The 19,110-nt window shown below is 71.2% G+C and carries 14 protein-coding genes and 2 CRISPR repeat arrays (1 of these 16 only partly in view); of the genes, 11 read left to right on the top strand and 3 right to left on the bottom strand.

Annotated features, from left to right (window positions below):
* A CRISPR array of direct repeats spans window positions 1-918; the repeat unit is 37 nt; unit sequence GTTGCGATCCCCGGCCGTCCTGGAGGACGACCGCCAC (it extends 1,314 nt beyond the left edge of the window).
* 171 nt (window positions 919-1,089) lie between these two features.
* The 7 genes from cas3 to cas2 all read left to right on the top strand — a co-directional run bounded on the left by cas3 (window position 1,090) and on the right by cas2 (window position 9,394).
* On the top strand, window positions 1,090-3,369 hold the full coding sequence (cas3, locus tag IF27_RS25540; RefSeq protein WP_110946241.1) for a CRISPR-associated helicase Cas3': 2,280 nt from the start codon (window positions 1,090-1,092) through the stop codon (window positions 3,367-3,369).
* Window positions 3,370-3,929: 560 nt separating this feature from the next.
* Entirely contained in the window at window positions 3,930-4,676 is a 747-nt protein-coding gene (gene cas5c, locus IF27_RS25535) for a type I-C CRISPR-associated protein Cas5c (protein WP_190233102.1), read from the top strand.
* Window positions 4,677-4,680: 4 nt separating this feature from the next.
* Window positions 4,681-6,474, top strand: a complete 1,794-nt coding sequence (gene cas8c / locus IF27_RS25530; RefSeq protein ID WP_190233101.1) for a type I-C CRISPR-associated protein Cas8c/Csd1 — start codon at window positions 4,681-4,683, stop codon at window positions 6,472-6,474.
* Between the two features lie 37 nt (window positions 6,475-6,511).
* Window positions 6,512-7,402, top strand: coding sequence for a type I-C CRISPR-associated protein Cas7/Csd2 (gene cas7c, locus IF27_RS25525; protein ID WP_052852143.1), 891 nt, complete (start codon window positions 6,512-6,514; stop codon window positions 7,400-7,402).
* Window positions 7,399-8,073, top strand: coding sequence for a CRISPR-associated protein Cas4 (cas4, locus tag IF27_RS25520; RefSeq protein ID WP_052852142.1), 675 nt, complete (start codon window positions 7,399-7,401; stop codon window positions 8,071-8,073). The genes cas7c and cas4 overlap by 4 nt, the downstream gene beginning before the upstream one ends.
* Window positions 8,070-9,104: a type I-C CRISPR-associated endonuclease Cas1c gene (gene cas1c / locus IF27_RS25515; RefSeq protein ID WP_052852141.1), complete on the top strand. Its 1,035-nt coding sequence runs from the start codon at window positions 8,070-8,072 to the stop codon at window positions 9,102-9,104. Before cas4 ends, cas1c begins: the two co-directional genes overlap by 4 nt.
* Entirely contained in the window at window positions 9,104-9,394 is a 291-nt protein-coding gene (cas2, locus tag IF27_RS25510; RefSeq protein ID WP_052852140.1) for a CRISPR-associated endonuclease Cas2, read from the top strand. Before cas1c ends, cas2 begins: the two co-directional genes overlap by 1 nt.
* A gap of 287 nt (window positions 9,395-9,681) precedes the next feature.
* Here cas2 and IF27_RS25505 read toward each other — a convergent pair whose 3' ends face one another.
* Both IF27_RS25505 and IF27_RS25500 read right to left on the bottom strand, forming a co-directional pair.
* The gene (locus IF27_RS25505; protein ID WP_223291211.1) at window positions 9,682-10,836 is read right to left on the bottom strand and encodes an oxygenase MpaB family protein; all 1,155 of its coding nucleotides are present in this window, start codon (window positions 10,834-10,836) and stop codon (window positions 9,682-9,684) included.
* Between the two features lie 364 nt (window positions 10,837-11,200).
* A CRISPR array of direct repeats spans window positions 11,201-12,417; the repeat unit is 37 nt; unit sequence GTTGCGATCCTCAGTCGCCCCGGAGGGCGACCGCCAC.
* A 223-nt stretch (window positions 12,418-12,640) separates the two neighbouring features.
* On the bottom strand, window positions 12,641-13,534 hold the full coding sequence (locus IF27_RS25500; RefSeq protein WP_052852138.1) for a LysR family transcriptional regulator: 894 nt from the start codon (window positions 13,532-13,534) through the stop codon (window positions 12,641-12,643).
* A 75-nt stretch (window positions 13,535-13,609) separates the two neighbouring features.
* Between IF27_RS25500 and IF27_RS25495 the strand changes: the two genes are divergently transcribed.
* Both IF27_RS25495 and IF27_RS25490 read left to right on the top strand, forming a co-directional pair.
* Window positions 13,610-15,142 (top strand): MFS transporter, encoded by a 1,533-nt coding sequence (locus tag IF27_RS25495; RefSeq protein ID WP_052852137.1) that lies wholly within the window; start codon window positions 13,610-13,612, stop codon window positions 15,140-15,142.
* Window positions 15,143-15,751: 609 nt separating this feature from the next.
* A complete protein-coding gene (locus tag IF27_RS25490) occupies window positions 15,752-16,450 on the top strand; it encodes an HNH endonuclease (protein WP_190233100.1) in 699 nt (232 codons plus the stop codon).
* Window positions 16,451-16,666: 216 nt separating this feature from the next.
* Here the strand turns inward: IF27_RS25490 and IF27_RS25485 are convergent, their stop codons facing one another.
* Entirely contained in the window at window positions 16,667-17,404 is a 738-nt protein-coding gene (locus IF27_RS25485; RefSeq protein ID WP_110946238.1) for an alpha/beta hydrolase, read from the bottom strand.
* A gap of 204 nt (window positions 17,405-17,608) precedes the next feature.
* Here IF27_RS25485 and IF27_RS25480 point away from each other — a divergent pair, with 204 nt between their 5' ends.
* Complete coding sequence (locus IF27_RS25480) at window positions 17,609-18,880, top strand: NAD(P)/FAD-dependent oxidoreductase (RefSeq protein WP_052852135.1); 1,272 nt, start codon at window positions 17,609-17,611, stop codon at window positions 18,878-18,880.
* Between the two features lie 68 nt (window positions 18,881-18,948).
* Window positions 18,949-19,110: DUF1365 family protein (locus tag IF27_RS31980; RefSeq protein WP_338058225.1), on the top strand; the 162-nt coding region annotated here is incomplete at its 3' end.

Genomic DNA, 19,110 nt, shown 5'->3' with positions numbered 1-19,110 from the left:
GGAGGGCCGGGTTGCGATCCCCGGCCGTCCTGGAGGACGACCGCCACGCCGGATAGCAGCCGCCGAGTGAGCGCCAGCGCCGGTTGCGATCCCCGGCCGTCCTGGAGGACGACCGCCACCCAGGACCCGGGCGAGCGCGGCCCCGAGTCCGTGTAGGTTGCGATCCCCGGCCGTCCTGGAGGACGACCGCCACGCTCCCAGGTGTTCGCCTCCTCGCCCTTGCCGTCGATGTTGCGATCCCCGGCCGTCCTGGAGGACGACCGCCACCTCCCAGGTGTTCGCCTCCTCGCCCTTGCCGTCGATGTTGCGATCCCCGGCCGTCCTGGAGGACGACCGCCACCCCGAGCGCCTGTGCGCGTGGTGCCGCAAGCCGGTGTTGCGATCCCCGGCCGTCCTGGAGGACGACCGCCACCACGGGCGGCCGGGCCGCAGGCAAGGCCCTCGCCGCCATGTTGCGATCCCCGGCCGTCCTGGAGGACGACCGCCACTCGACGCGGTGACCTGTTCGGTGCGGCGGCGGGGGTTGCGATCCCCGGCCGTCCTGGAGGACGACCGCCACTACGTGGCGGTGAACGCGTCGGGGGACAGGACGCGGTTGCGATCCCCGGCCGTCCTGGAGGACGACCGCCACGACACCCCGCATGGCCGATGAACAGACTACCCAGTTGCGATCCCCGGCCGTCCTGGAGGACGACCGCCACCCTGGCCGGGCGCGGCGGACGACCCCGGCCTCCTCGTTGCGATCCCCGGCCGTCCTGGAGGACGACCGCCACGTTGGAGAAGGTGCTGAGCACCGGTGACGGCGGACGGTTGCGATCCCCGGCCGTCCTGGAGGACGACCGCCACCGGCCTTCCCCGGCCGCCAGAGCTGTCCTCTGGGAGTTGCGATCCCCGGCCGTCCTGGAGGACGACCGCCACGGCCATTCACCGGCCTGTTTCGCCCAGCGTAGTCGGTGTGCTCGGCTCTCGGGGAGACGAAAGATTCATGAACCGGACATCTCTCTTCGGTGCGATCCGTGTTTTCTGGGCACACTGGAGGTTCCGAAGTCCTCGGGCACACAGGGGTATAGGGACGCTACGGTCGGCGTCATGGGAAGCGTAGCTGCTGATGATGACCCTCGGAGCCGTGAATCCAACGAACTGTGGGCGCACAGCCGAAGTCCGGTTTCCCTGCGGCGGCACACCTTGGAGGAACACCTCCGGGGGACAGCCGCGCTGGCTCGTCAGTTCGGCGAAGCGTTCGGGGCGGCCGAACTGGCCGAGTACCTGGCGCTGGTCCACGACGTGGGCAAGGCGGCCTGCGCCTGGCAAGCCGGTCTGGTTGACAGAGCGGAGAGGACCGGCGGCCGTGTGGGTGTCCCCCACAAGGAGGCCGGGGCCTTTCTCGCCGCCCGGTACACAGGCAAGCAGTTCGCTGCCGTCGTGCAGGGACATCACGGTGGCCTGCCCGCCCCGCAGGTACTCAAGACGCTTCTGCTCTCGCTCCGCGACGGTCGTCACGAGGATCAACTCCTCATCGACGAGGCATGCGCGCGTGCCGGACGCCTGATTCCGGAGATCCACCCCGATCGCCCGGTGCCCGTGCCCGCATGGCTGGGGCCGTGCCCGCCGCACGACAGGCCGCGGCAGGAACTGGCGCGGGACCTGCTGATCCGCATGCTGTTCAGCTGCCTGGTGGACGCCGACTTCCTGGACACGGCGGCTCACTTCGCGGGGCTGCCGGTCCGCCTTGCGCCGTCCGTGGCCATGTCCGGCCTGACCGAACGCTTCGAGACGCGACGCCGTCACCTGCTGGCGGGCCACCCGTCCTCGGAGGTCAACGATGTCCGGCAACGCGTCTACGAGCAGGTGATCGCGAACGCGGCGCGGGAGCCGGGGATCTACGTGTTGCACGTGCCCACCGGCGGCGGCAAGACGCTGGCCTCGGCGGGCTTCGCCCTCCACCACGCCGCACACCACGGGCTGCGGCGGGTGGTCGTGGCGGTTCCGTACATCAGCATCACCGAGCAGAACGCCAAGGTCTACCGGGACTTGCTCGACCCGACAGACCCCGAGGACGCCCCCGTGGTCCTGGAGCACCACAGCGCGATCAACCTCGACGACGACGAGAACATCTGGGCGCGGACGGCCGCGGAGAACTGGGACGCCCCGTTCGTCGTGACGACGACGGTCCAGCTCTTCCAGTCGCTGTTCGCCAACAAGCCCGCCGCGATGCGTAAGCTGCACCGCCTGGCCGGCTCGGTCATCGTGCTGGACGAGGTGCAGGCGTTGCCGGACCGGCTCCTCGTACCGATCCTGAGCGCGCTGCGCGGCCTGGTGGAGTACTTCGGCGTGACGGTGGTCCTCGCGTCGGCGACCCAGCCCGACTTCTGGTCCCTGACCCAGCTGGACGGCGTGCCGCGCCGTCAGCTGGCGGAAGAGCCCGCCACCCTCTTCAGGGATCTGCGGCGTGTGCGCTACGAATGGCGCATGGAGGCGGACGTCACCTGGGAGGGGATCGCCGACGAGATCTCGCGTGAGAGCGGTCGCCGGACTCTCGTGGTCGTCAACTCGACCAAGGACGCGGCCATGATGCATCGGCTGCTGCGGGACCGAACAGAGGGCCATGTCCTGCATCTCTCGACACGGATGACGGCGGGCCACCGTCGCGAGACCATCGAGCGCATGCGTACCTTGCTCGACGCCGGGGCCGAGGTGCGTGTCGTTTCGACCAGTCTGATCGAGGCGGGCGTGGACATCGATTTCCCGTTGGTCTACCGCGCCTGGGCACCGGCCGAGTCCTTGCAGCAGGCCGCCGGACGGTGCAACCGTGACGGACGTCTGGCCATCGGAACGACCGTCGTGTTCCGGGTCCCCGGTGCTGGAGCGCCCAGAGACGAGACGTTCACCAGGGCGCTGGACGTCACCGCCACGGAGTTCGGGCCCGGACGAGCCTTCCCTGACGACCTGGACGCCCTCGACACCTACTACAAGCGGCGGTACGCCCTCCAGGGCGGCGGGGCGAAGGGGATGGGGACGGACATCGACGCCTTGCGCGCGCTGCTCGACTTCCCCGCGGTGACGGAGGCGTTCAAGATGATCGACGACACCTTCACCCAGCCGGTGATCGTCATCCGCCCCGACGACGAGCCGGACGCGATCGAGGCCGACATCGCCGCGCTTCGCTCCCCCTACCCGGCCGGGCCGGGACCGTTGCGCCGCTTGCAACCGTACGTCGCCGCGCTGCCCCGTCGGGAGGCGCAGGCCGCGCTGGCGGCAGGGCTGGCCCAGCCGGTGATCGGTGACATGCTCCATTGGCAGGGCGCGTACCACCCGGAGCGCGGCCTTGACCCGGCAGAACCGGAGGACCGGGGCGCGTACAGCATGTGAGCTCCGACTGACCCTATGTATAGGCTCGCTTCAAGGTCGCCTGCTCGGTGGCCCGGTGGCGGCTTGCTCGGGCTGAGCAACCGGGAATCGCAATTACAGGGGTCACAGGGGCGTTTCGCTCACTCCTTGGCCAAGAAGCGGATCGAGAGAGTCATTTCTCGATCCGCTTCTTGCATTCTTGAGCATTTTCGATCATCTTGCGGCTCGGGGCGGTTGGCGCGTCCCTGTGCGGCGGCTCGGATCGTTTCTTGTCCTCCACTGTGACACCTGTAGAACCCGTGAGAAGCAGACGTTGAGTTCCCTGTTCTCCTGGCGTGGCCGGAGGCGGCCGTCGGCTTGGCGTAAGCCGCCGAGCTGGCCTGATCGCCCGTGACGCGGTCCGCGACCCCGCCCTGACCGACTGATTATTTTCGCCTTTGATCAGATGTGACGCGAGGTGGAGCTGAAGCTCATCCCTGTGTCAGTGGCTGCTGTTAGCGTCTCGACTCGCTGAAAACCCCCGTTGCCTGGGGGCGAATTGTGGAAGTCGGCAGAGCCCGAGAGGGAGAGGCGGAGGAGCGATGACGCATGGGGGTGGTGTCGGTGGCCGCAGTCTTGCCGAGCGGCGCGGTAACGACGGCTGGGTGTTTCCCGACCTCGTCGTGGAGACCTGGGGGCCGTTGGCCTGCTTCACCCGTCCTGAGCTGAAAACCGAACGGGTGAGTTACCCGGTGATGACGCCTTCAGCGGCGGTCGGACTGCTGGAATCCATCTTCTGGAAGCCCGAGTTCAGGTACGTCGTGACGGAGATCGAGGTCCTTGCCCCGATCGCATGGACGCAGGTGCGCCGCAACGAGGTCCGGGCCACGCTCAGCGCCAAGAAGGTCAAGGAGCTGGCGAAGAATCCCCGGCTGCGATACGACGTGGAGACCGACCGCGACCAACGCAACACCATGGCACTGCGGGACGTCGCCTACCGCATTCACGCCCAGGTCGTCGTGACCGGCGGCTCCGCGCCCGAGGAGAAGTACCGGGAGCAGTTGCGGCGGCGGGTGGACCGTGGTGCCTGCTTCTCACAACCCTTCTTCGGCTGCCGGGAATTCGCGGCGGCGTTCGGGCCGTCCACCGACCGCCCGGCGTTGGCTCACTTGAATGAGCAGTTGGGCGTGATGCTGCACTCCATCCGCTACACACCGGAGGGCGAGCGGTACCAGTGGTTCCTGGCGCAGCTTGCCGAAGGCGTCATGGAGGTGCCGTTGAAGCCGCTGCCCGCCGAGGCTGTGGCGATGCCGCAGTCGTCGCGGCGTGCGGACGCCCGGGAGGCGTGAACTCGTGCTGCTTCAGCGACTCACCGAATACGCCGACCGGATCGCCGACACCCTGCCGCCGGAATTTTTCCGGGATCGGCAGATCCACTGGGGGCTCGTGCTCACGGACGACGGTCGGCACGGTTCGCTCATCGATCTGCGCCCCGCCAAGAAGGCCAAGGGGGGAGGCGTGGTCCAGCCCGTGCCCTACGTTCAGCGTTCCGGCACCAAGGTCGCCCCCTTCCTGCTCGTGGACACCGCCGAGTTCGTCCTCGGCCGCCCCCGTGGCGTGGATGCTCCGGGCGGTCCCACCGACAAGGACCGAGCCGAGGCCGCGCGGCGCCACCGGGACTACCGCGCACTGGTGGTCCGTTGGACGAACGCCGCGTCCGAGGACGGGTGTGCCAAGGCGCTGGCCACCTTCCTCGACGGCGAGGGCGTCGCGGCACTGGACGTACCCGAAGACCTGGATGCCCGCGAGACGGTCGCGGTCATGGTCGATTCGCAGTGGCTCCACGAACTGCCCGCCGTCCGCCGACTCTGGAGCACGATCGTCCGCGAACGGAAGGGCGGGGCAGCGGGAGCAAGCGCCCTGTGCCTCGTCTGCGGGAAGGTGGGCAGCCTCCTCGCCACCATCCCCGAGCCGGTGAAGAAGGGCCTCATCCCCTCCACCGGCGGAAGCAACGAGGCGCAGCTCGTCAGCGTCAACACCGAGGCCCAGGGCCGCAACGGCAGCATCCAGCTGGTCAACACCCCGGTGTGCGACCGCTGCGGCGGCCGAACCATGGCCGCGCTCAACCACCTGCTGGCCGACGAGAGGCACCGTCGCCGCTTCCCTGACAGCGTCCTCGTCTGGTGGACCCGCCACCACCACGAGCAACCGCTGATCGAGACGCTGGACGACAACCCACCGGACCCGGAGATCGTCCGACACCTCATCGAGGTCCTCAACGAGCATCCGACACCCGATTCCCTGCGCGGACTGAACGAAAGCGATTTCTGTTCCCTCACACTCGGGCTGAACAACGCCCGCACCGTCGTCCGCGACTGGCTCGACATCCCGTTGGTCGTGCTCAAGGCCAATCTCGGTGCGTGGTACGAGGATCACGGCGTCTTCGACGGCTGGTCCGGCACCACCCGATACGTGCCGTTGTGGCTCATGGCCCTGGCGACCGGCCGCCACAGCGGGGGGCAGTACGTCAAAGGAAGCGCGCCGCAAGGCGTCGAACGCGACCTGTTCACGTGCGCCCTCCGACGCACCCCCCTCCCGGCCCACCTGCTGCCCCACCTCCTCCAGCGCATCCGGGCGGACGGTCATCTCGACGCCCCCCGTGTGGCGCTCCTGCGCCTCGCCCTCTCACGCCCTCACGACCGAACGGACCGCCCCATGCCGCGACTCGACCCGGACAGCACCGACCCGGCCTACCTCTGCGGACGAGCCTTCGCCGTCCTCGAAGCCGTGCAACGGGCCGCGCTGCCCGACGTCAAGGCCACCCTCGGCGACAAGTACTTCGGCGCGGCCATGACCGCGCCCGGCACCGTCCTCGCGAACCTGCGGCACGGCGCCAACGCCCACTTCAAGCGGCTCCGGCGTGACAACGAGGGCGCCTACTGGGCGCTGCGCAACAGGCTCACCACGGTCTTCGCGGCGTTCTCCGACGACCTCCCGGCCCACCTGTCCCTCCGCGGGCAGGGCCGTTTCGTCATCGGCTACGAGCAGCAACGGGCCGCTGACCTCGCCGCGGCCAAGGCCGCCAAGGACGCCAAGACGGCGAAGAACGGCGCTGCCCCCGACAGCGCGGCCCCCCCTGTCTCCTGACCCCTCACCCCTTTCGCCCGATCGGAGAACGCATCCCATGACCGAAGCCCACCTCGACCCGGCCCGCAAGCACGACTTCCTGTTCCTCATCGACGCCACCGACAGCAATCCGAACGGCGACCCCGACGCCGGAGGCATGCCCCGCACCGACCCGATCACCGGCCAGGGGCTGATCACCGACGTCGCCATCAAGCGCAAGATCCGCAACACCGTGGCGCTGTTCGCCGAGCACGACCAGGTCCCCGGTCGGCACATCTACGTCGAGGCCGGCGTCTCCCTCAACAGCCAGCACGAGCGCGCGTACACCGCGCTGGGCGACAAGACCGGCCCGGCGGATGCCCGCGACTGGATGTGCGAGAACTTCTTCGACGTCCGCATGTTCGGCGCCGTCATGAGCACCGGCAAGAAGCAGGCCGGACGGGTCCAGGGCCCCGTGCAGATCTCGTTCTCCCGGTCCATCGACCCCATCACCCCGCTGGAGATCGGCATCACCCGCGTGACGCCCACCAAGCAGGAGGACGTGGACGCCTGGAACGACCCGGAGAAGAAGAACAAGGGCAAGGAGACCGAGATGGGCTCCAAGCACATCGTGCCCTACGCCCTCTACCGGGGTACCGGCCACTTCAGCGCCCCTCTCGCCCGACGCACCGGCGTGAGCAGGGACGACCTGGAACTCTTCTGGCGGGCCTTCCAGAACATGTTCGAGCACGACCGCGCGTCCGCCCGCGGTGCCCTCGCCCTGCGCGGACTCTACGTCTTCACCCACGACGACGCCTTCGGCCGCGCCCCCTCCCACACACTCTTCGAGAGGATCACCGTCAAGAACCTTCCCGACTCCACAGCCCGCAGCATCACGGACTACGGCCCGATCGAGGTGCGCGACGCCGAGCTGCCGTCAGGCGTGACCCTGACCCGTCTCGTCGGATGAGCGACACCGCCGTGCTTCCCGTGGGGGGAGGGCGGGAGCCCGCGCAGGTCACCCTCTCCTCGCTGGAGCACTACACCTACTGCGCCCGCCAGTGCGGACTCATCCTCCTGGAAGACGCGTTCGCCGACGACGCCGCCACCGTCCGGGGCACACTCCTGCACCAACGCGTGGACACCCCGGGCAACCGGGGACGCGGGAGACTGCGCGTCGTGCACGCCCTGCCCGTCTGGCACGACGGGTACGGCCTGACCGGCACGTGCGACACCGTGGAGATCCACACCGACGGGCGCATCCTGCCCGTCGAGCACAAATCCGGCCGCTACCACCCCGGCGGCCCGGCGGACGTACAGGCGGCCGCCCAGGCGATCTGCCTCCAGGAGATGTTCCACCGCCCGGTCCCACAGGCGGCCGTCTACTCCTCGGCCGACCGCCGCCGCCACCTCATCGACGTCACACCTGAACTCCACGAACGCGTCCTCGCCGCCACGCGCGCCGTCCGCGCGCTCCTCGACACCAGCACGCTCCCGCCACCCGCCGCCGACACGCGATGCCGCCGCTGCTCCATGGCCACCGGCTGCATGCCCCGTGTCCTCGCCCGCACCGAACGGTACGGGAAGGCCCTCGACGGGCTGTTCACCCTTGACGACCGAGAAGACGACCACCACCCATGACCACCGAGCTGCTGAACACCCTCTACGTCCAGACCCAGGGAGCCGACCTCCGCCTGGACCATGACTCCCTGCGCGTCTACCTGCCGGACACCCAGGAGCGGAAGTCCCTGCCGCTCCGGCGCATCGAGAGCATCGTCGTCTACGGCCACATCAACCTCTCGACCGAGCTGCTGGCGCGATGCGCCCAGGACGGCCGTCCCGTGACCTGGATGTCGCGGTCCGGTCGATTCCAGGCCCGGCTGGACGGAGCCGTCCGGGGCAACGTCCTCCTCCGGCACGCCCAGCACCTCCTGCACGACCAGATGCCCTCCAGGATCGCCATCGCCCGGAACATGCTCGCGGGCAAGGTCCGCAACAGCCGCTGGCTCCTGGTGCGGGCCGCCCGCGACGCGCCACCGGGGCCACGCGAGGAGATCCGGCAGGCCGCGGCCACGCTCGCCGGAATCCTGACGACCGTCGCCGAGGCGGACACCATCGACAAGCTGATGGGGCATGAAGGCGACGCCGCGCGGGTCTACTTCGCGGCGCTCCGGCTCATCCTCAAACCGGGCCCGGACATCCCACCCTTCACCCGGCGGGCCCGCAGACCTCCCACCGATCCCGTCAACGCCTTGCTCTCGTTCAGCTACGGGCTGCTCCGCAGCATGGTCCACGGAGCCGCCGAGCAGGTGGGACTCGACCCGTACATCGGTTTCCTCCACGGCATCAGACCGGCCAAACCCGCGCTGGCACTCGACGTGATGGAGGAGTTCCGTGCCCCGATCGCCGATCGATTCGCCCTCACCTTGCTGAACCGACGACAGGTCCGCGCCACTCATTTCGAGAACCTCGCGGGCGGAGCCGTCCGTCTCACCGAGGACGGACGCAAGACCGTCCTCGCGGCCTGGCAGCAGTGGAAGACCGAGAGCTGGGACCATCCCACCGCCGGTCGGTCGGTACCCGGCGGACTGCTGCCCGTCGTGCAGTGTCGTCTCCTGGCGCGCCACGTCCGCCACGAACTGCCGGGCTACCTGCCGTGGATCGCGTCGTGATGGATCTGCTCCTCACCTACGACGTGGACACGACCACACCGGACGGGCGGCGACGCCTGCGACGCGTGGCCAAGCTCTGCGAGGGCCATGGGATACGCGTCCAGAAGTCCGTCTTCGAGATCGTCGCCGACGAGACCGACCTCCTGCGGTTGACCGACACCATCGACCGTCTCATCGACAAAGACAGGGACAACGTCAGGATCTATCGCCTGCCGCACGCGGGTCTCGCGGAGGTGCGGACACTGGGCATCGCACAGACGACGCCGCATCGCGACGACCTCGTCCTCTGACCGACCCGGGTCTCGTGTCCGGCGAACGGGCCTTTCCGCCAGTTGTACGACCGGCAACCGCGACGACACGTCGGCACAGCCTTTCGGGGCTGTGCCGACACTGTTTCCTGCACAGCCGCCCATGTGAGGAACGCGTCGCGTTCCTCCGCCGTCCGGGAGGACCGCCTCCACCGAGCGTCCTCGGGCGTCCGCCGCTCACCCCGGAGTTCCGATCCCGGGGGGATCGACCTGCGGCCGGGCCGGGCCGTGGTGGGGGCATGGCCCTCACCCGGCAGCCGGGGGAGACGTCAGCGGTTGTCGTCGAGTGCGGCGTGCATCTGCGGCTGGTCGTCCTGGTCGTGGGTCAGGGCGTAGCTCTCGACCTCGTTGAACGCCTTGGACGCGACGCCGAGGATCTCCTTGTACGGGTTGACGCCGACGGCCTTCTCCGCCGCGCCGCCGAACAGACCACCGGCGGTGCTGCTGATCAGACCGTGACCGGCGGCGATGGGCTTGGCGCCTGCGTCGAGGATGCTGCGGGGCAGCCCGGCCATGTCGGCGTACTTGTCGGTGAGCGCGTGGCGCACCATCGCGACGAACGCGTCATGGAAGCCCGGCGGGAAGAACTTCTTGTAGAACTCGATGGCCTGGGCGGTCATGAACACCCCGTCGTCGGACTTCTGCCACTCCCGGTCCCGCTCGGAGTTCCACACCTGCTCGACCACGTCGGCGTTCTTGGGCAGCAGCCACTTCTCGGGGGTGCCGAGGTAGTGGCCGACGAAGTGCCAGGCGCAGATGAAGCCGTGGGCGTCGTCACGGGAGACGGCCAGGCCCAGGTTCTCCATCGCCTGGAGAATCTGGGTGCTGAAGACGCAGGCCGCGCCCGTCGTGTACTTCTGGGAGACGGGCTCGCCCCACTTGGCGTAGTCCCACTCGCCGCTCTGCTTGTGCAGCTGGCGTACCGAGGCGTGGACCAGGCGCACCTTGGTCACGTTGGCCACCAGCGTGCCATCGCGCAGGGCGTCCTTGTCACCCATGTCGATGAACAGCCTTGACGACTGTGACAGTCGGCGGCCCGGCCCCTCCACGCCGCCGAGGCGGCCGGTGGACCGCAGGGTGAACGCGCCGGTCGGTGACAGGTAGGTGCCGATCAGCCCGACGGTCCCTTGCAGCATCGACATCTCGCCGTGGTGGTGGGCGAAGAAGCCTTCCGCGGCCTTCACGTCCGCCTCGCTCCAGTCCGGCGGCGGGGCGGCGGCCTCGTGCAGGAACTGCGCGAGTCGTTCGGGCAGGCGCGAGAGGTCCTGGTGGGGCTTCAGCGTCCCGATGGTGCGGAACAGGGCGTTGACCCCGTCGATCTCCCCGTCGGCGAGCAGGTCCGCCACAAGCGCGTCGGCGGCCGGGTCACCGACCTGATTCGCGGCGTCGAGTTCTTCCCTGACGTTCGCAGGCGACAAAGGCACAGCGAGTACTCCCTCTTGGTTCGGATCGGCGATGTGCTCCGCTGCCGGACCGGAAGCGGACAGCACGAACGCGCCCCTCCCCGCCCGCCGGGCCCGGCAGACGACGAGGGACCACGCGAGCACGATGGCGGATCGCGTTCCCGAATGTCGGGGGATACGTTCGGTGTCACCCGCACGTGGCATCAGGCGTGCGCCCCGCGCACGCGGGCACGGGCGCACGCCTACTGCCTGCACTGATGCGGCGGTCGCCCGCGAGGGGCGCGGCGGGGCCAGCCAGTTGTCCTTTGGGGGACCGGTTGGACTTCGGCCATCCCGGAGGGCGACCGCTACACCTCACCCATCACCAAGTCGCCGTCAGCCGGAGGTTGCGATCCTCAGTCGCCCCGGAGAGCGACCGCCACCTGCCAGACCCCGGCCGACGCGGCGGAGGCCGAGGCGTTGCGATCCTCAGTCGCCCCGGAAGGCGACCGCCACGGCCCAGGGTGGTGGACACCTGCCGCAGCGACGACTCGTTGCGATCCTCAGTCGCCCCGGAGGGCGACCGCCACCGCGGGCCGCCATGCCGATGATGCGCTCGTAGGAGAGTTGCGATCCTCAGTCGCCCCGGAGGGCGACCGCCACCCGCACCCTCACCGAGATGACCCGAACGGACAGGTTGCGATCCTCAGTCGCCCCGGAGGGCGACCGCCACGCCCTCGCCCGGGTGGGTCCACTCCTCGGCCTTGGCGAGTTGCGATCCTCAGTCGCCCCGGAGGGCGACCGCCACTCCACGGGAGCCGGTCTCGGCGTCGGCTGGGCCTACGTGCAGGTTGCGATCCTCAGTCGCCCCGGAGGGCGACCGCCACCCCCGTTGGCGCGGTAGCCGAGAGCCTCCTTCAGTTCGTTGCGATCCTCAGTCGCCCCGGAGGGCGACCGCCACCGATGTGTCGCCGCAGGTGAGAGGACCAGCATGGCGTTGCGATCCTCAGTCGCCCCGGAGGGCGACCGCCACGGGTCAGGCCGCCGACCAGCTCGTGCACGCGGCCGTTGCGATCCTCAGTCGCCCCGGAGGGCGACCGCCACAAGTACGTCGGCAGGGGCTCCCGCTGGGGCAACCCGTTGCGATCCTCAGTCGCCCCGGAGGGCGACCGCCACCTGGAAAGCCCTCCCCGACATCGCGCCCGAACGCCCCAGCGTTGCGATCCTCAGTCGCCCCGGAGGGCGACCGCCACCGTCGCAAGTCGGCGTACGGGGGCTGGCAGGGCACCGAGTTGCGATCCTCAGTCGCCCCGGAGGGCGACCGCCACCACGACCTGACCTGGGACCTCCAGCAGGCCGGGCACGTTGCGATCCTCAGTCGCCCCGGAGGGCGACCGCCACACTCCAGCGCCAGGCGGCCGCCGAGGCTCAGCGAGTCGTTGCGATCCTCAGTCGCCCCGGAGGGCGACCGCCACGCTGGCGACGGCGTGGCAGTCGCGCGGCGCTTCGACGTTGCGATCCTCAGTCGCCCCGGAGGGCGACCGCCACCCGACGCGCCACCGCACCAACCGTTACCCTCACCACCGGTTGCGATCCTCAGTCGCCCCGGAGGGCGACCGCCACTGTCGTTGAGCTGTGTGTTGTGCGGAGCGTAGCTGAGTAGATCGGGTGCCTGTGCCACGAGTTCTGCTGATACCGGACTTTTTTCTTCGGCGCGATGTGCGTGTCGTGGGCACGCTTCAGGTTCCGAACCTGGCTCGGAGCTGTCCGTGAGGTGCTTTCGCATCGCGAGCCTAGCGGCGGCGCGTGGTGCCCGGCGGGGTTCGCGTGCGTTCGGAAGCGGGGGTCAGGAGAGCGTTGCGCGGATTGTGTCGCGTAGCCAGCGCTGGGCCGGGTCCGCGTCGAGGCGTGCGTGCCAGAGCAGGCGTACGTCGAGGGGCGGCAGGTCGGCGGGGATCGGGAACCACCGCAGGCCCAGCGCCGGGCCGTACTGTTCCGCGAGCCGCTGGGGGACGAGGCCCACGTAACGGCTCGACGCGATCAGCAGCGCGGCGGCGAACGTCGGGACGACGGCCGCGACGTGGCGTCGCAGCCCCGCCGCGTCGAGCACGTCGTCCAGCGGGCCACGGGCGCGCCCCCGGCGGGACGCCGAGACGTGCGGGTGGTCGCACAGTTGACGCAGTGTCGGGCGCCGGTTGCGGCCCAGCGGTCCGTCCGCCCGCACGATGCCGACGAGCCGTTCGCGGTACAGCGGGGCCGTGCGGAGGTCGGGTGCGGTGGCCTCCCCGACGCCGATGTCCATGTCGATCGAGCCGTCGCGCAGCGGCTCCAGGCTCTCGCTGCCCTCCGGCACGAAGCGCAGCACCACCCCGGGGGCGACGGCCGCGGTGGCCTCGACGGCGGCCGTCGCCAGCGTCGCGGACACGCCGTCGTTGATGCGGATCGTGAACGTACGGCGCAGGTCGGCGGCCGACACCTCGCGGTCCGCGGTGATCAGCGCCGACGCCTCGTCCAGCAGCGACCGCACCCGTGGCGCGGTGCGCAGCGCGAACGGCGTGGGCGCCATGCCCCGCCCGGCGCGTACGAGGATCGGGTCGCCCATCGCGCGGCGCAGCCGCCCCAGCGCCCGGCTGGTCGCGGGGACGGACAGGTGCAGCCGTTCGGAGGCCGCCGTGACGCTGCACTCCTGGAGCAGCGCGTCGAACACGCGCAGCAGGTTCAGGTCGAGGTGGTCCGTCATAGTTGCATCGTACGCAAGCCAGCATTGTCAAAGTTGCGTGGCGCGGAGGTCCGGTGGGTTCCTACGGTCGCGGGTATGCCCGTTCAGCTCCTGTCCCGCACCCCTGCCCGCGCCTCGTACGGTGGCCTGCTCGCCGTCATGTGCGCCTGCGTCGTCCTGGTCATCGGGACGGTCGCTGCCGTCAACCTCGCCGTCCCCGCGCTCGCTGCGGGCGCGCTGCATCCGTCGCCGTCGGCGCTGCTGTGGATCGTGGACACCTACGTCGTCGTCTTCGCCTGCCTGGTGATCCCCGGCGGCGCGGCGGGCGACCGGTTCGGCCGCAAGGGCGTGTTGCTCACGGGCCTCGGGCTGTTCGCCGCCGGGGCGCTGCTGTCGGCGGTGGCGTCGGACGTGCCGCTCCTCCTCGTCGGCCGGGCCGTCACGGGCGTGGGCGCTGCCGCCGTGCTGCCCAACACGCTCGCCGTCCTGCTGCACGCCGTCCCCGCCGACCGCAGGGCCGCGACGACGGCGACCTGGGCGTCGATGACGGGGATCGGCGGCGTCGTCGGCAACGTCGGCGGTGGGGCGGTGCTCTCCGGCGGCTCGTGGCGGTGGCTGTTCCTCGCCGCCGTGCCGGTCGCGCTGGTCCTCGCGGCGCTCACGGCGCGTGTCGCGCCCGTCCAGCCGCGTCACGACCGCCCGCTCGACCCGCTGGGCACGGCCCTGCTCGTCGCCGCGTCGGTCGCGCTGCTGCTCGGCGTCGTGCAAGGCCCCGAGGCGGGCTGGGGAAGCCCGGTCGTCGTCGCCGGATTCGTCGCCTCGGCCGTGCTGTTCACGGTCTGGACGCTCGTCGGGCTGCGCGCCGCGCACCCGTTGCTCGACCCGCGGCTGTTCCGCGTGCGGGCACTGCGCGACGCCTGCCTCGGCATGACGGCGGTCTTCTTCGGGATGTTCGCGCTGTTCTACGTCAACGCGTCGTTCCTCCAGTACGGGAAGGGCTTCGGCGTCCTGCGCACCGGGCTCGCCGTCGTCCCGCTGACCGCCCCGCTGGTCCTTGCCGCACGGCGCGCCGGACGTGTCGCGGGGCGTGTCGGCCTCGACGTGACGCTCGCGCTCGCCTTCGCGTCCATCGGCGGCGGACTTCTCGGGCTGTCCACGAGCGGCGCGGGGACGCCGTATGCCGCGTACGCCGCCTGGCTCGCCGTCATCGGGGTCGGCCTGGCGCTCGCGTTGCCCGCGCTCTCCGGCGCCGTCGCGGGTGCCTTGCCGCCGGACCGTGCCGGGGTCGGCGCCGGACTCCAGGCGACGACACGGGAGTTCGGCAGTGCCCTCGGCGTCGCGGTCGTCGGCACGGTCCTCGCCGCCCGGTTCGCCGCCGCGCTGCCCGCCGACGTCCGCGCGGGCGACGCCCCGCACACCGTCGCGCAGGCCCTGGCCTCCGTCGATCCCGGTGGGGCCGACGACGTCCGCGCCGCGTTCGTCTCGGCCGCGCAGGACGCGCTGCGCGTGACGGGCGTGGCCGTCCTCGTGCTCGGCGCGTTCGTGGTGCTGGGGTCGCTGCTGTCGCGGCGGCGCGCCGGACGAGTCGGTCCCGGGGGCGCGTGTTCGCGCCTGGGATCGTCGCGGTAGTGGAGGACATGACAGCCCGGCACGCGCCGGACCACGGTCGTACGCCGTCAGCCGCGTGCACGCAACCAGCGCCGGGTGTGCAGTCGCACCCGCCCGTGCCACTCTGGATACGGGCGGCCCGCCGGAAGACCTCACAACGGCCCGACGGGCGGACGGTGGGGGAGTGCGGGCGCGTCCCTGTGACTCGGGAGGTGTCAGTGGCCACGTCCACAGCAGTGGTTTGGGTGACCGCGTTCGGTGCCGTCGCGGTGAGCGTCGGCGTGACGGCGTGCGTGCGGGCGTGGGCGCAGGTGCAGATAGCGAGGATCGAGGCCAAGCGCGGTACGCCGACCCGTCCGCGCTGACCGCCGTGCCACGCGATATCCCTGGGGGGTCGGAGTACGGATTCACCCGGAAGGGTGACTTCGGCTCTCAAGTGATCGCTGGCGGTGCCTGATACGTTCCCGGTCGATCTTTCTACGGCGGGCCACGCGCCTTGTCGATCGGATGTGATCCGAGACGGAAGGGCGGTGGTGCCGTCCGCCCGCCGACCTGCTCAGGACAGCCCGTCGTTGTCAGTGTCCGTGGCTAGCTTCCTCCCTGTCGCCGTGCTGTCAGAAGGAGGATGTGATGTCACCCGAGTCGCCTTTCGTGCCCCGGGGGAGACGGGGCGCGCAGCGCCTGTGGTTGTGGGTCATGGTGCTCACCGCCAACGGGGGCAGGTGTGTGTACTGCGACCTGGCCGACGCGGAGACGCTGGAGCACGAACGACCGGTCGCGGACCAGGGACACGATGTCTGGTGGAACCTGCTCCCGGCCTGCGACCGGTGCAACGGCTGGAAGCGGGGGCGCACCGCCGCCGAGTGGGTCGCGGACATGAAGCTGCAACTGCGTTGGCCGAAGTTGCGGTTCACCAAGAACACCCTTCCGCTCGCCACGGTCGAGGGCATACGCGCCCGCGTCGGCCGCACACGTGCGGAGATACGTGACCCGGACCGGTCCCGGTGGTTCGAGCACCACTACGGCGACAGGAGCAGGCCGCCGCGGCGCGCGGGCATCCACGAGGTGGCGCGCGAATGCGGCCGGACCCTGGCCCGTTACCCGCACAGGCCGTGGACCACGCCGGAGAGCCCCAGGGCCACGGGGCGGTTCTGCACCCGCCGGATGTGCTGCCCCGGGAGCCACCCGGACGCCCGGTGGGAGACGGTGATGGTCGCCAGCCTCGACCACCACAGGTTCCAGGTGGCCGCGTTCGAGGAGGGGCTGCATCCGGGAGACCTGCTCGGGAACCTTGTCCGGCGTTACCTGGCGGAACGGGGCGGCGTATGAGGGGTGTCGGAGCGCGGTGCCGCGATGGGCCGGGGCGGGCGCGGCGTCGGGCGCGCGGGGAGGGGCCCGCGCCGCCGGGCGGGGGCATGCAGGTTCGCAGAGATACGGAAGAAGATCGCAGGTAACGAAAGGAGTTCGCAGGGATAGGGAAGGAGGTGGAGTCCGGTCGTCGTGAGGCGTTGACGGGGCGGTGGTGGCGCCGTGCCGGGCGGGTGGTCAGGGGCCGGGTGTGAGGCCGCCAGGAGGGAGGGGGATCGCCAGGCCGGTGAGGCCGGTCGCGTCCGGGCCGCGGTGCAGCGCGCCCGTCACCTCGGACGGGAGCGGGGTCAGGCCGAGCAGGCCGGTCACCAGCGTCGTCGCCGTGCGGTGCCAGTCGGGGGCGCGGCGCAGCATCGCGTGGTCGCCGCCGTGCACGACCAGGCGGCAGACGGCTGCTCCCGCCGCGCGGGCGCGCGCGGCGAGGGAGAGGGAGCCGTACGGGTCCGTCACCCGGTCCTCGTCCGCGTGCACCAGCACGGTGCTGGTGGAGGTGAGCTGGTCCACCGGGTCGTCCGGCGGGCACCACGGCGCCAGCGCGACGACGCCGCGCACGCAGGGGCGGCCCGCCGCGCGCAGCGCCGCACGGCCGCCCATGGAGTGCCCGACCAGCACGATCGGCACGGGTCCGAAGCGGCGGGTGGCCTCGCTGAGGGCGTCCTCGGCGTCGCGCAGCGCGTCGGCCCGTCCGCCGTTCCAGCCGCGGTACCGGTAGCGGACGATGCCGGTGGCGACGTCCCGGCCGCCCGCGGCCGTGCGCACGGCGCGGGCGAACGGCCGCATGCGCAGGGCCGGGAGGTTCCAGCGGGGCGGCGGGCCCAGGCCGTCCGCGCGCCCGCCGTGCAGGAAGAGGACGACGCCTTCCGCCGCGTCCTGCCCGCCGCCGGTGCGCAGTCCCTGGGACCTGTGCCACTCCACGTGCCGCCTCCGTCCGGTCCCGGCGCGGACGCCCCGCGCCGATCCCCCTCACGTATTCGGTGCAGGACCCCCCTCCGGATGGGTCGGTCCCGCGGTTTCCTCGGATCTCCCCGATATTTTCTCCGCGCGGACCAATCCACCCCGGCACCGGCGCCGAATCACCCGTGAACCGGACAGGCGGCGGGAGCGGAAGGGGCGAGCGGCATGGGACAGGACCGGCGGCGTGTGGCGGTGGTGGGGTCGGGTGTCGCGGGGCTGACGGCCGCGTACGTCCTGCGCCGCGCGGACGACGTCACGCTGTTCGAGGCCGACACGCGGCTCGGCGGCCACGCGCACACCCACGACCTGCCGGGCGCGGACGGGCGCCTCACCGCCGTGGACAGCGGATTCATCGTCCACAACGACCGCACCTACCCCACGCTGCTGCGGCTCTTCCGCGAACTCGGCGTCAGCACGCAGGACTCCGAGATGAGCATGTCCGTGCGCTGCGAGGGCTGCGGCCTGGAGTACGCGGGCGCGCGCGGCCTGCGCGGGCTGTTCGCCCAGCCGAGGAACGCGTTCCGCGTCCGCTACCTCGAAATGCTCGGCCAGGTACCGGTGTTCCACCGCGCCGCCCGGCGGCTGCTCGACTCGTCGCCGCACCTCGGCGAGCCGACCTTCGGCGAGTTCCTCACCGCGGGCGGCTACTCGGACTACTTCGTCGCGCACTTCGCCACCCCGCTCGTCTCGGCCGTCTGGTCCTGCTCCGCCTCCACCGCCCTGCGCTACCCCGCCCGCTACCTCTTCCGCTTCCTCGCCCACCACGGCCTGCTCAGCATCTCGGGATCGCCCGCCTGGAAGACGGTGACGGGCGGCTCCCGCGCCTACGTGGACCGCATCGCGAAGGAGCTGACGTCCGTCAGGACCGCGACACCGGTACGCGCCCTGCGGCGCACGACCGACGGCGTGCGCCTCACCACGGGCGACGGCGCCACGGAGGCGTTCGACGCCGTCGTCGTCGCCGTCCACCCCGACCAGGCCCTGCGCGTCCTGGCCGACCCGACCGAGGCTGAACGCCGCGTCCTCGGCGCCTTCCGCTACTCCCGCAACGTGACGCTCCTGCACACCGACACGCGCCTGCTGCCCCGCGCGTCCGGCGCCCGCGCCTCGTGGAACTACCTGATGCCGTCCTGCACGGCCGCCGCCGACCGCGTCCGCGTCAGCTACGACATGCGGCGGCTCCAGCGGCTCGACACCCCCGAGACGCCCATTGTCACGCTCGGCGGCGAGGACCGGGTCGATCCCGAACGCCTCCTGGCGCGCATGGAGTACGAACACCCCATCTACACGCCGGAATCCGTCGCCGCCCAGGCGTCCCTGCCCGACCTCGCCACCCGCACCACCGCGTACGCCGGGGCCTACCACGGCTGGGGCTTCCACGAGGACGGCTGCCGCTCCGGCGTCGCCGCCGCCCACGCGCTCGGAGCCACCTGGTGACCCCCCGCCCGTCAGGCCCCCGCCCGTCAAGCCCCCGCCAGCCTCAGCCCCCGCCCCCGCGCCCGCCGGTGCCCGCCCTGTACGAATCCCTCGTCACGCACGTCCGCACCGCCCCCCTCCGCCACCGCCTGCGCCACCGCACGTACCTCTGGCTCGTGGACCCCGACCGCCCGCCCCGGCTCCTGTCTCTTATACACATCTCCGAGCCCACGAGACCGAGGCTGATCTCG

The organism is Streptomyces avicenniae (assembly GCF_000719135.1).
In the GTDB taxonomy this organism is placed as follows: domain Bacteria; phylum Actinomycetota; class Actinomycetes; order Streptomycetales; family Streptomycetaceae; genus Streptomyces; species Streptomyces avicenniae.
Note: the sequence above shows the minus strand (reverse complement) of the source record. Positions and strands in the feature narration are given on the sequence as shown.